This is a genomic window from Rhodococcus sp. MH15 (assembly GCF_019266045.1).
GTDB lineage: Bacteria > Actinomycetota > Actinomycetes > Mycobacteriales > Mycobacteriaceae > Rhodococcus_F > Rhodococcus_F qingshengii.
This window is the reverse complement of sequence record NZ_LPNP01000040.1, coordinates 1-14,198: the sequence shown is the minus strand read 5'-3', so window position 1 is coordinate 14,198 and position 14,198 is coordinate 1. Positions and strand designations below refer to the sequence as shown.

The window sequence follows — 14,198 nt, the reverse complement described above, 5'->3', positions numbered from 1 at the left end:
GTTGCGTATGTCACTGCTGCGGTGGGGTCTTCGGTTGATGTTGATGTGGTGAAGGTGGGTGTGGGGGAGCGGTTGGCGTCGTATATGGTGCCGTCGCAGTTTGTGGTGTTGGATGCGTTGCCGCTGAATGCTTCGGGGAAGTTGGATCGGAAGTTGTTGCCGGAGCCGGTGTTCGAGGTTGCGGTGTTCCGGGCTCCGGTGACGGCGGTGGAGGAGATCGTTGCGTCGGTGTTTGCCGAGGTGTTGGGTGTTGATCGTGTGGGTCTCGATGACGATTTCTTCGAGCTCGGCGGCAACTCTCTCAACGCCACTCGCACGATCAAACGAATCGCCGACGCTCTCGACACCGAACTTTCGGTTCGAGTTCTGTTCGAAGCATCCACGGTGCAGGATCTCGCAGCGCACGCCGAAAGCCGGACCGGGTCGGGTGGGCGAGTCGCGCTGACCGCGGTCGAGCGGCCAGAGCGGATTCCGCTTTCGTTGGCGCAGCAGCGTATGTGGTTCCTCAACCGATTCGACGGGAGTGCAGCGGCATACAACATCCCGATGGCGCTGCGCCTTCAGGGCGATCTTGACGTCTCGGCGCTGAGCGCGGCGATTTCTGATGTGATCGGGCGGCACGAATCACTTCGAACCGTCTACCCGGAAATCGGAGACGGTCCGGTGCAGGTCGTCAAGCCCGTGTCGAGTTGGTCGGACGAAATCGTCGCAGAACCGACTGGCGTGGACGAACTCGAAGGTGAGTTGGTCGCGCTGGCGTCGACGCGCTTCGACGTCACACGCGAGATTCCGATTCGTATCCGGTTGTTCCAGTTGGCTTCCGACGAATACGTACTCGGTGTCGCGATTCATCATATTTCCGCCGACGGTTCCTCGATGGCACCGTTCGCTCGGGATGTCGTGACCGCATACGCCTCGCGGGTTGCCGGGTACACACCGTCCTGGGCTCCTCTCGACGTTCAGTACGCCGACTACAGCCTGTGGCAGCGAGAGGTGCTGGGCAGTGAGGAAGACGCGGGATCTATTGCTTCGCAGCAGATTGCGTACTGGAGCAATGCTCTTGCCGGGCTGCCTGATCAGCTTGCACTTCCCGCCGACCGGCCGCGCCCCGCGACGCAGTCCTTCCGCGGCGGTTACCTGCACTTCGATATCGATGCAGAGTTGCATGCTCGGTTGAGCGGTCTTGCCAGGGCAAACAATTCGACGCTGTTCATGCTCACGCACACTGCGTTCGCGATGTTGTTGGCTCGACTGTCCGGAACCGAGGACATCGCGGTGGGTACACCCATTGCAGGACGTGGTGAGCGGGCACTCGACGATCTCATCGGCATGTTCGTGAACACCTTGGTGTTCCGTACGCAGATCGACAGCGGCGCGCCGTTCCTCGACCTGCTCGGACGTGTCAGGGAGACCGACCTTCAAGCATTTGCACATTCGGACGTTCCTTTCGAGCGACTCGTGGAGGTGCTCAACCCACCGCGTTCGACCGCTCGTCATCCGCTCTATCAGGTCGGCTTCCTCTTCCAGAACATGGAAACCGGAGGGCTCGAGCTTCCGGGGCTCACCGTCAAGGGCGTCGATATCGACAACGGGGTCGCGCAGTTCGATCTTCAGTTGATCGTCAGTGATCGGTACGACGCGAACGGATCTGCAGCCGGCATCACGTCGATGTTCAGCTACGCGCATGATCTGTTCGACGAGTCGACCGTGCAGGACTTCGCCGATCGATTCGTGCGATTGCTCGCGGAGATCGCGTCCGATCCGTCGTTGACCGTCGGCGACTTCGCGCTGCTGGATTCGTCCGAGAGCGACCGGATCCTGAACCGCTGGAACGAGACCGATCACTCCGTCCCGGGAGTCACTCTGGTCGAACTGTTCGACGAGCAGGTCGGTTCGAACCCGGGTGCGGTGGCAGTGATCGCCGGGAACACGTCGCTGACCTACGCCGAGTTCGATGCACGTGTCAACCGTCTCGCACGCCATCTGATTGCAACCGGTGTCGGTCCGGAGTCGTTGGTCGCGTTGGCAATCGAGCGATCGGTCGAACTGCTGGTCGCCATGTACGCGGTGGTGAAGGCAGGTGGTGGATACGTACCGATCGATCCGAACCACCCGGCGGACCGCATCGAGTACGTGTTGACCATGGCAGATCCGGTCTGCGTCCTCACTGCCTCGACCACTGCGAAGAATCCGGCGTTCGGTGATTCCGTGATCGAGGTGGACACGATCGATCTCGCGTCCTACCCGGGAGCGACGGTTACCGATGCGGATCGTATTGCTCCACTGCGAGTGGGCAACACCGCCTACGTGATCTTCACGTCGGGATCGACGGGGCGACCGAAGGGCGTCGCGATCTCGCATCAGGCGGTGGTCAACCAGATTCTCTGGAAGCGCGATCAGTACAGCCTGGACCGATCCGATGCGATGGTGCTCAAGACCGCGGCAACGTTCGACCTCTCGGTCTGGGAGTTCTGGTCGGCACTGACTTCCGGTGCACGACTGGTCATCGCCGAACCCGAAGGTCACAAGGACCCGAGCTACCTGCTCGACCTGATGACTCGGGAGAAGGTCACGACGCTCCACGTGGTGCCGTCGATGCTCGCGATGTTGCAGTCGGCGTCCGAAAATCGTCTTCCGGAATCCCTCCGTCAGGTGCTCGCGATCGGTGAAGCGTTGCCGGCCGCGACCGCGACCGAGTTCGCAGAACTCAGCGACGCCCAGTTGGTGAATCTGTACGGTCCGACCGAGGCCGCAGTCTCGGTGACAGCGCACGTCGTCGGCTCGGACGATACGACCTCGGTGCCGATCGGTGCCCCCGAATGGAACACGCAGGTGTTCGTGCTCGACACACGTTTGCATCCGGTCCCCGTCGGAGTCACCGGGGAGCTTTACCTCGCCGGTGCCCAGCTTGCTCGCGGCTATCACGGGCGCGCGGATCTGACGTCGGAACGATTTGTGGCCAACGTCTTCGGTGACGCGGGTTCGCGGTTGTACCGCACGGGCGACCTCGTCCGGTGGACGGAGAACGGCGAACTCGACTACGTGGAGCGCGCCGACTTCCAGGTCAAGATCCGTGGCTACCGCATCGAACTCGGTGAGATCGAAGCGCTTCTTCGCAAGCAGGCCAGCGTGGACTCCGCGGTGGTGGTGGCCAAGTCGGATGCGCGTACCGGTGATCGACTTGTCGGCTACGTCGTTCCTCAAAGCGGGGAAAGCATCGATGTCGAAACCTTGAAGCGGACTCTTGTGGCTGAGTTGCCGAGTTACATGGTGCCGGCGGCATTGATGGTCTTGGACGAACTACCGCTCAACATCAACGGCAAGGTCGATCGCAAAGCCCTGCCCGACCCCGAATTCGAGGCGACCGAATTCCGTGCGCCGACCAACCCCGTCGAAGAGATCGTGGCGGGTGTGTTCGCTGACGTACTCGGTGTGGCGAGGGTCGGACTCGACGACGACTTCTTCGAGCTCGGCGGAAACTCTCTCGTCGCGACGCAGGTCGTGTCGAGGCTGGGTGAGGCGTTGGACGCGCAGATTCCGGTCCGCGTGATCTTCGAGGCGTCGACTGTCGGGGCATTGGCGTCGAGGGTTCTCGAACACGCGGGATCTGGTGGCCGCCCACCGTTGGTGGCTCAGGTGCGTCCGCACGAGATTCCGCTGTCGTTGGCGCAGCAACGTATGTGGGTGCTCAATCAGTTCGACAAGACCTCGGGTGCGTACAACATCCCCGTCGCGATCCGGCTGTCCGGCGCACTCGATGTCGACGCACTTCACTCAGCGGTGTCGGATCTGATCGAGCGTCACGAAGTGCTCCGGACGGTATACCCGGACCGGGGCAACGGACCGGTTCAGATGATCCTGCCTCGCTCCGCAGCGGCGGTGGGACTGGAAGTGATCGCAACCGACGAAGCGTCGGTCGCCGAGCAGGTGGCTGACACAGTTCGCGAGGGCTTCGATGTCACGACAGCCGTTCCGTTGCGAATCCGTCTCTTCGAGGTCGACGAATCCGAGCGGGTCCTCGTCGTTGTCATTCACCACATCAGCGGTGACGGCTTCTCGATGGCTCCGTTGATCAGAGACACCATGGTTGCGTACACCGCACGTACCGGCGGGGAGACGCCGGAGTGGGCTCCGCTCGAGGTGCAGTACGCCGACTACACGCTGTGGCAGCGTGATGTCCTCGGATCGCCGGAGGACGCGGACAGTCAGCTGGGCCGTCAACTCGCGTACTGGGTGAACGAGCTCAAGGGCACTCCGGAGCTTCTGGAACTGCCGACCGACCGGCCGCGGCCGGCGCGGGCCAGCATGCGCGGTGCGGAATTCGAGTTTGCCGTCGATTCCGAGACCACCAACCGGCTCGCGACGATCGCACGGGAGCAGAACTCGACAGTCTTCATGGTGGTTCACACTGCCCTGGCCGTGCTGCTGGCGAAGATGAGTGGATCGAACGACATCGCAATCGGGACGCCGATCGCGGGTCGAGGTGAGCGGGCGCTCGACGATCTTGTCGGGATGTTCGTCAACACGTTGGTCTTGCGAACAGAGATCGCGCCTGCTTCGACGTTCGTCGACGTTCTGGCACACGTGAAGGACAAGGACTTGTCGGCATTCGCCAATGCCGACGTACCGTTCGAGCGGTTGGTCGACGAACTGGGGCGAGAGCGCTCTCACGCATACTCGCCGCTCTTCCAGGTCATGCTCACCTTCCAGAACATGGCTCTCGGTACGTTCCAGCTCCCGGGCCTCGAGCTCTCTGCGGTCGACAACGGTTTCGACCAGGCGATGTTCGATCTGCAGCTCACCGGTATCGAGCAATTCGACGATGCCGGGGTGCTGTCCGGGCTGAGGATGCGTTTCACCTATGCGACCGACCTGTTCGACGAATCGACCATCGCGCTTTTTGCGGCGCGATTCGGGCGGGTGCTCGAAGAACTGGTGACCGATCCCGGGGTCGTGATTCGCACGATCGACATCGTGACCGAGCAGGAACGCGAGGAAGCGAGCGCTGCCGAGCCGAAGTCCGCGGCAGACCTACCCGAACTGGCAGCCGCAGCGGCGGCCGCCGATCCTGAGGCAATTGCGTTCACCCACGGTGATCAGGCTGTCACCTTCGGTGAGTTGTCGACCAAGCTCGTTGCCATGCGTACCGCCATGGGGGCTGCTCTCGCCCCCGATGCTCTGGTTTCTGTGTCGCTCGCCGGACTTGTTCCGGGCATCCTGCCGGCACTTGGCGTCGACGGTCTCGCCACACTTGTGAGCTCGGTGATAGCTGACGCACAGTCGGTGTCAGCGGGCCGTGGGGGTACGGCCGGGTAACATTCAGTATTTGCCCAGTGAACGCCCCCGGCCGAGCAGAACGCTGTGCTCGGCCGGGGCGCACTTCACGAAAGTCAGTTGGAGGAAGTGTAGATGTCCGTCGGTATTCCGGGACCGCAGTCGCTGACGATCGAAGATCTGCCGAAGTTGGTGGCTGCAGTTGCGGCGGTAGATCCTGATCGTGTGGCTCTGAGCCACGGTGGAACCGAAATCAGCTACGGACGACTCAATGACGAGTTGGTCACTCTCGACACCGCGATGGGTGGGGCATTGGGGGCGGATGCCCTGGTTCCTGTTGTCGTTTCCACGGTGCTGCCAGAGCTGATCGGCAGCGAGGCCGACGGTCTCGGCGCGGTGGTCGACCGTCTCATCACCGACGGCACTTCGATCGTGGAGGTCGCGTCGGAGTCCGATGCACACGTGACCCTCGCAGGACTCTTCGACGAGCAGGTCGAGCGGACGCCGGATGCGCTCGCGCTGGATTACGCCGGAACGCAGCTCACTTACGCGCAGTTCGACGCGCGGGCGAACCGCCTGGCCCGTGAACTCGTCGCGGCAGGTGTCGGACCGGACAGCCTCGTCGGTCTCGCAATGCGTCGATCGATCGATCTCCTCGTCTCGATGTACGCGATCGTCAAGGCCGGCGGCGCGTACGTTCCACTCGACCCGGATCATCCTGCCGACCGTCTCGCTTACGTACTCGAGATCGCGAAGCCCACGGCTGTGCTCACACGTACGTCCGATGCCGTGGTGCTGCCGCACGGCACGCCCACGCTCGACGTCGACACCCTCGACTTGTCGGGTCGTGCCGAGACAACTGTCACCGACGCCGACCGGTTGGCGCCGCTGCGCGCGGACAACACTGCGTATGTCATCTTCACGTCCGGATCGACCGGACGCCCCAAAGGCGTTGCAGTCTCTCACCGTGCCATCGTCGCGAACCTGCAATGGCGTCAGACCGAGTACGGATTCACTGCCGACGACGTGATCTTGCAGAAGACACCCTTCACTTTCGATGTGTCCGTGTGGGAGTTCTTCTGGCCGCTGCAGGTCGGTGCATCGCTGGTGATCGCGGAACCCGACGGACATCGTGATCCGGTGTACGTGGCTCGCACGATGATCGAGCGCGGAGTGACGGCGGTGCACTTCGTGCCGTCGATGCTCGCCGTGTTCGTCGCCGAACCCCTTGTTGCGCAGGTCAAAACCCTTCGCTACGTGTTCGCTTCCGGTGAGGCATTGCCGGCTCGAACGGCGGCACGGCTGCGCGAGGTCAGCAGCGCTGGACTCCACAACCTGTACGGCCCGACCGAAGCCGCCGTCGACGTGACTTATTACGAAACCGGCGAGCAGGATCAGGTGTCGGTGCCGATCGGTGCAGCAGTTGCGGACACCGAGCTCCTGGTGCTCGACGATGCGCTGCGGCCCTCGCCGTCGGGTGTAGCAGGAGAGCTCTATCTTGCCGGGATTCAGCTGGCCAGGGGATACGTGTCGCGTCCCGATCTCACGGCAGACCGCTTCGTGGCGCGGCCCGGCGCTACTGACGGATCCCGGATGTACCGAACCGGAGACCTGGTGCGCTGGCGCGGTGCCGGAGCGAACCGTCAGCTCGAATACATCGGTCGCACCGACTTTCAGGTCAAGCTCCGCGGTCTGCGCATCGAGCTCGGTGAGATCGAGGCGGCACTGCTCGATTGCGAAGGTGTTTCCCAAGCCGTGGTGATCGTCCATTCGGACGAAACGATCGGTGACAACTTGGTGGCCTACATCGTCGCCGAGGGTATCGATTCTGAGAATCTGACGTCGTCGCTTGGCGAACGGCTACCCGACTACATGATCCCTGCCATGTTCGTCGAACTGGACGAGTTTCCGCTCAACGCCAGCGGCAAACTGGATCGAAAGGCTTTGCCCACACCCGAATTCGCGTCGAAGACGGTTGAGTATCGCGAGCCCGCGACACCCACCGAAGCCGGTGTGGTCGCGATCTTTGCCGATCTACTCGGGCAGGATCGGGTAGGGGCAGATGACGGCTTCTTCGAACTGGGCGGCAACTCATTGCTCGCCACTCGCGTGGTTGCGCGGATCAATGCCGAACACGGCATCGCCATCGACATGCGCAACTTCTTCGACGCACCCACCGCCGCAGAACTTGCCGTCTTCATCGACGAAGCGAAAATCTCAGAAGACCGCAAGGCTCACGTTCCCCTGATCCCTCGCGAGCGCCCCGAGTTGGTTCCGCTGTCTTTGGCACAGCAGCGCATGTGGTTCCTCAATCGATTCGAACCAGAATCGGCAGTCGACCATATTCCGGTCGCGCTGCGGCTCAGCGGAGCGCTCGATGTCGATGCGTTGCAAGGCGCACTCGAGGATTTGATCGAGCGGCACGAGATCCTTCGGACTGTGTACCCGGAGGTCGACGGCGTCGGATATCAGCGCCTGGTCGACATTGCAGCCGTGGTACCGAACCTGACTCCCATACGGGTGGACGAGTCGGCGATCGTCGAGCGCGTGACCGACTTCGTGACTCCGGGATTCGACGTGACCACCGAGGTTCCGATTCGGGCGGCACTCTTCCAATTCGCCGCCGACGAATTCGTCCTCGTGTTCGTCGTCCATCACATCAGCGGTGACGGGTTCTCCATGGGACCGTTGACCAAGGACATCGTTTCGTCTTATGTGTCTCGGACACAGGGAATTTCGCACGATCTTGCTCCGCTGCCCGTACAGTTCGCCGACTTTGCACTGTGGCAGCGCGAGGTTCTCGGCAGTGAAGACGACCCGGATTCTCTGATCACTCGCCAGGTCGACTACTGGCGCCACGCGTTGGCCGGTATCCCCGATCAGCTCGATCTTCCGTCGGACCGCCCGCGCCCGCGCGTCGCGTCGAACCGGGGAGCCGGGCACACATTCACGATCGAGCCGGATCTCCACCAGGCTCTCAATCGAATTGCGCTCGACAACAACGCATCTCTGTTCATGGTGTTGCACAGTGCCGTGGCGATTCTGCTGGCGCGGTTGTCGGGGACTTCGGACATCGTGATCGGCACTCCGGTCGCCGGTCGAGGCGATCAAGCTCTCGACGACCTGATCGGAATGTTCGTCAACACACTCGTCCTCCGCACGGAGGTTGATCTCGAAGCTTCGGCACGGGACATGATTTCGCGGGCGCGCGAATCCGACCTCAGCGGCTTCGGGCACGCCGATGTGCCATTCGAACGACTGGTGGAGGTACTCAACCCCGCCCGGTCTCAGGCACGGAACCCGTTGTTCCAGGTGATGCTCTCGCTGCAGAACTTGGGACAGAGCATGCAGCAAAGTCTGGAGGTTCCGGGACTGCGCATTTCCGGACTGGACGTAGAGTCGTCGGCCGCGAAGTTCGACCTCCAATTCACTGTGTGGGAATCTGATACCGCGGACAAGGTCGGTGGTTTGACCGTCGCACTGGTCTATGCGACCGACCTGTTCGACGAGTCGTCTGCCAAATCAATCGGAAAGCGGTTGATTTCAGTTCTCGAAGCAGTGGTTGCCGATCCCTCGGTTCGGGTTGGTGATGTGGATATGTTCGATTCGGGTGAGCGATCTTTGGTGCTCGAGTCGTGGAATGGCACTGCGCATGAGGTTGCGGATGTGTCGTTGGTGGACGTGTTCGATGCTCAGGTTGCGGCGTCGCCGGATTCGGTAGCTGTGTCGTTCGAGGGTGTTTCGCTGTCATATGCGGAGTTCGATTCGCGGGTGAATCGTCTTGCCCGGTACCTGGTTTCGGTGGGTGTGGGACCGGAGTCGTTGGTGGGTGTGGCGGTACGTCGGTCGGTTGATTTGTTGGTTGCGGTTTACGGCGTGCTCAAGGCTGGCGGTGGGTATGTTCCGGTGGATCCGGATCAGCCTGCGGAGCGCAATGCGTACGTGTTGGAGTCGGCGTCGCCGGTATGCGTGATCAGTACCTCTGACGTTGGATTCGATGCCGGTGTGGTACCGGTGGTCGAGGTTGATGTTGTTGATGTGTCTGGTTTTTCGGATAACTCTGTTTCGGATATCGATCGGGTCTCGCCTTTGCGGTCGGGCAATGCGGCGTATGTGATTTTCACGTCGGGGTCGACGGGGCGTCCGAAGGGTGTGTCGGTTTCGCATGCGGCGATTGTGAATCGGTTGGCGTGGATGCAGGACGAGTACGGGTTGGATTCGTCGGATGTGGTGTTGCAGAAGACGCCGTTCACGTTCGATGTGTCGGTGTGGGAGCTTTTCTGGCCGTTGCAGGTTGGTGCTCGGTTGGTGGTGGCTGTGCCGGATGGGCATCGTGACCCGCGGTATTTGACGTCGGTCATTGTGGGGGAGGGTGTGACGACGGTGCATTTCGTGCCGTCGATGCTCGAGGTTTTCGTGACGGATTCGTCTGTGGCTGCGTGTGTTTCGCTGACTCGGGTGTTCGCGTCAGGTGAGGCGTTGCCGGCGAGTGTTGTTGCCGATGTGTGGGCTGTGTTGCCGGGTGTCGGGGTGCACAATTTGTATGGTCCGACCGAGGCGGCGGTGGATGTGACGTTCCACGAGGTGGTGCCGGCGGATGTTCTGGGGGTGCCGATCGGTGCTCCGGTATGGAATACGCAGGTGTTTGTTCTGGACTCTCGATTGAGTCCGGTGCCGGTAGGTGTTGCGGGTGAGCTGTATCTGGCGGGTGTTCAGCTGGCTCGTGGGTATGTGGGTCGGCCGGATTTGTCGTCGGATCGATTTGTGGCGAATCCGTTCTCGGGTGATGGTGGGCGGATGTATCGCTCCGGTGATGTGGTGCGGTGGACTGCGTCGGGCGAGTTGGAGTACATCGGGCGTAGTGACTTTCAGGTGAAGTTGCACGGTTTGCGGATCGAGCTCGGTGAGATCGAGTCGGTGATTCGTGAGCACGAGTCGGTGTCGTCGGTAGTTGTGGTTGTGCGTGAGGATGTGTTGGTTGCGTACGTTACGGCCGCTGGTGGTGTGGTGGACGTTGACGAGTTGAAGAGAGTTGTTGCGGGTCGTCTGCCGGGTTACATGGTGCCGGCGGTGGTGATGGTGCTGGAAGAGTTGCCGTTGGGTGTGTCGGGGAAGTTGGATCGGAAGCTTCTTCCGGATCCGGTGTTCGTGGCGCGCGAGTTTCGGACACCGTCGAGTGTCGCCGAAATCGCTGTGGCCGGCGTCTTCGGAGATGTTCTCCGGTTGGAACAGGTCGGTCTGGATGACGACTTCTTCGAGCTCGGCGGAAACTCTTTGGTCGCAACGCAGTTGGTGGCTCGCGTAGGTCAAGCGCTCGACACTCAGGTTCCGGTGAGGGTGTTGTTCGATGCTTCGACTGTCGAAGGTTTGGCAGCGCAGGTTGAGTTGATCGCAGGGGCAGGAGGGAGGACCGCGCTCGTGGCCCGCCCACGGCCGGCGTTGATCCCACTCTCACTAGCTCAGCAGCGAATGTGGTTCCTCAGCCGCTTCGATCCTGATTCTGCCGTCAACAACATTCCAATCGCATTGAATATCAAAGGCGTCCTGAATGTTTCGGCGCTGAGGCATGCGATTTCTGATGTAATCGAACGCCACGAGTCGCTCCGGACCGTCTATCCGGAGCAAGGTGGACAAGGACACCAGGTAGTCCTCCCATCGTCCGAGGTGCCGGTTGAACTGACACCGAAGGTCATCGACGCCTCGCATATTCACAACGAACTTCTGAGTTTCGCGCTCCAGGGTTTCGACGTGACGTCAACCGTTCCGGTTCGAGTCGGGTTGTTCGAACTTGCAGAGGATTCGTACGTTCTGGCCTTCGTTGTGCACCACATCGCAGCGGACGGCTTCTCGATGCGCCCGTTGACTCGGGATGTCATGGTTGCCTACACCGCTCGGGTTTCGAACGGCGTTCCGAATTGGACTCCGCTCGAGGTGCAGTACGCCGATTATGCACTCTGGCAGCGGGAGGTCCTCGGCGACGAGGACGACCCGGATTCGTTGATCTCGGCTCAGCTGGACCACTGGCGCTCCGTCCTCCGTGATTCTCCGGAAGTGCTTGCGTTACCGGCTGACCGATCCCGCCCGGTCGTCGCCTCGAATCGTGGCGCTACGTATCGCTTCTCCGTCAGCGAAGAGATTCGGTCGAGCTTGGACTCACTCGCACGCGAGCGGAACGCATCGCTGTTCATGGTGGTGCATTCGGCCCTCGCCGTGCTTCTCGCAAGGTTGTCCGGTACCAGTGACATCGTGATCGGTACTCCGGTTGCAGGGCGAGGCGAAAAGGCGCTCGACGATGTGATCGGTATGTTCGTGAATACACTGGTCCTGCGGACTCCTGTTGACCTCGCCAGTTCGTTCAGTGCACTCGTCTCGGCAACGCGGAGGACAGACCTTCAGGCGCTCGGCAACGGCGATGTTCCGTTCGAGCGGCTGGTCGAGGTGCTCGATCCCACCCGATCGCAGGCACATCACCCGCTGTTCCAGGTCGCGTTGTTCTTCCAGAACATGTCGCAGGATGCTTTGGAGCTTTCGGGATTGGAAGTCTCAGGCGTCGAGTTCGATGCCGGTATCGCGAAATTCGATCTTCAACTTACTCTCGCTCCCCGCGTCGAAGATGCGCTCGAAGACGGCATGTTCGCCGAGTTCGCATACGCCACAGATCTGTTCGACGAGTCGACGATTCGTGGATTCGCCGATCGGTTCACCAGGATCCTCGAACAGGTGGTCGTGGATCCGTCGATCACCGTGGGTGACATCGAGCTGTTGGACGAGGCCGAGCGCGAGTCGCTGTTGACTGCGCGCAACTCCACCGCACATGACGTCGGGAACAGTGAGACATTGGCTTCGCTGTTCGACACTCGCGTTGCGTTGGCACCCGATGCTGTTGCCGTGGTGTTCGACGGCCAGTCGCTGACCTATGGCGAGTTGTCGGAACGTGTGAACAAATTGGCACGCAAGCTGATCGAAGATGGTGTCGGGCCCGAATCGTTGGTGGCCTTGGCGATGCGTCGATCGCTCGATCTGGTAGTAGGTATGTACGCGGTGATCGCCGCGGGCGGAGCCTACGTGCCCTTGGATCCCGATCACCCCGCCGAGCGAATCGGGCACATCCTCACGACGGCCGATCCAGTCTGTGTGCTGTCGACGACGAGGGACGCTTTCGTAGCGCCGAACGGCGCCGACGTGCTGTTGATCGACAATGTCGATCTTTCGAGCTACTCGGCTTCAGTCATTTCCGATGCTGATCGTCGCGGTCGTCTGCATGATGTGAATGCCGCCTACGTGATCTTCACCTCGGGTTCCACGGGCAAGCCCAAAGGCGTTGCGGTGTCGCATCACGCCATCGTGAACCAGGTCCTGTGGATGCAGGATCAGTACGCCATCGGCCCAGAAGACGTCTATTTGCAGAAGACTGCTACGACATTCGACGTCTCGTTGTGGGGATACTTCACTGCGCTTTTGTCCGGTACGAGAGTGGTGCTGGCATCTCACGACGGCCATCGAGATCCCGCGTATCTGGCTCGTCTGATCGAAGATCATCGGGTGACGCTGACGGACTTCGTTCCATCGATGTTGACCGTCTTCGCGACTTCGGTTCCGGAACACGCATTGGTGTCACTGAGGGACGTATTCGTGATCGGTGAGGCATTGCCGGTCGAGACGGTGCGTGCATTCGCTCAGGTGTCGTCTGCAGGCCTGCACAATGTGTACGGCCCAACCGAGGCTGCGGTCTCGATCACCTACTACGAGGTCGATGGATCGGAATCAACAGGGATTCCGATCGGGGTGCCCGAGTGGAACTCGCAGGTCTACGTGTTGGACAGTCGGTTGCAGCCGGTGCCGGTAGGCGTTGCGGGTGAGCTGTATCTGGCCGGTGATCAACTGGCGCGCGGTTACGTCGCGCGACCCGATCTCACCAGTGATCGTTTTGTCGCGAACCCATTTGTGGAGGCGAGCGACACGAACGGTGAAATCAATCCCGGTGTCAGTCGGATGTATCGCACCGGGGACCTGGTGTGGTGGAACACCGCAGGCGAACTCGAGTATGTCGGGCGTACCGATTTTCAGGTCAAATTCCGTGGTCAGAGGATCGAACTGGGTGAGATCGAGTCAGCTCTGCTGGCGCATTCGACGGTAGCTCAGTGTGTGGTCACTGTGGCATCCACCGATATGGGCGATCAGCTGGTCGCATATGTGATCGCGGTCCCGGATTCTGTGATCGACGTAGAAGTCTTGAGGAACGCGCTTCCTGAATCGCTACCTGTCTACATGATTCCGAACGCGATCATGGTCTTGGACGAGTTGCCTCTGAACTCGTCTGGGAAGTTGGATCGGAAGTTGTTGCCGGAGCCGGTGTTCGAGGTTGCGGTGTTCCGGGCCCCGGTCACGCCGGTAGAACAAATTGTCGCTTCTGTTTTCTCGGCGGTACTCGGGGTCGAGCGAGTGGGTCTGGATGACGACTTCTTCGCACTCGGCGGAAACTCTTTGATTGCTACTCGAATGGCCGCTCGGTTGGGGCAGGCGCTCGATGCACAGGTTCCGGTGCGGGTGTTGTTCGAGGCGTCGTCGGTGGAGTTGTTGGCTGCGCGGATGGAGTCGGAGATTGGTTCGGGTGCGCGGGCGGCGTTGACTGCTCGGGTGCGTCCGGAGCGGGTGCCGTTGTCGTTGGCGCAGCAGCGGATGTGGTTCTTGAACCGTTTCGATACGTTGTCGTCGGCGAACAATATTCCGGTGGCGATTCGGTTGTCGGGGTTGTTGGATGTGGCGGCGTTGGACGCTGCGGTGTCGGATGTTGTTGTGCGGCATGAGATTTTGCGGACGGTGTATCCGGAGGTCGACGGTGTCGGGTTCCAGGAGGTGTTGTCTGCGGATCGGGTGCGGTTGGATTTGTCGCCGGTGGCGGTGTCGGAGTCCGATGTCGTTGG

2 protein-coding genes are annotated in these 14,198 nt (G+C 61.2%); both read left to right on the top strand.

Annotation, left to right across the window (positions count from 1 at the left end; translation table 11 throughout):
* A partial coding sequence (locus ATN37_RS00780; RefSeq protein ID WP_218694601.1) for a non-ribosomal peptide synthetase occupies positions 1-5,316 on the top strand: 5,316 nt, incomplete at its 5' end.
* 93 nt (positions 5,317-5,409) lie between these two features.
* The coding region (locus ATN37_RS00775) for a non-ribosomal peptide synthetase (protein ID WP_218694600.1) at positions 5,410-14,198 on the top strand (8,789 nt) is incomplete at its 3' end.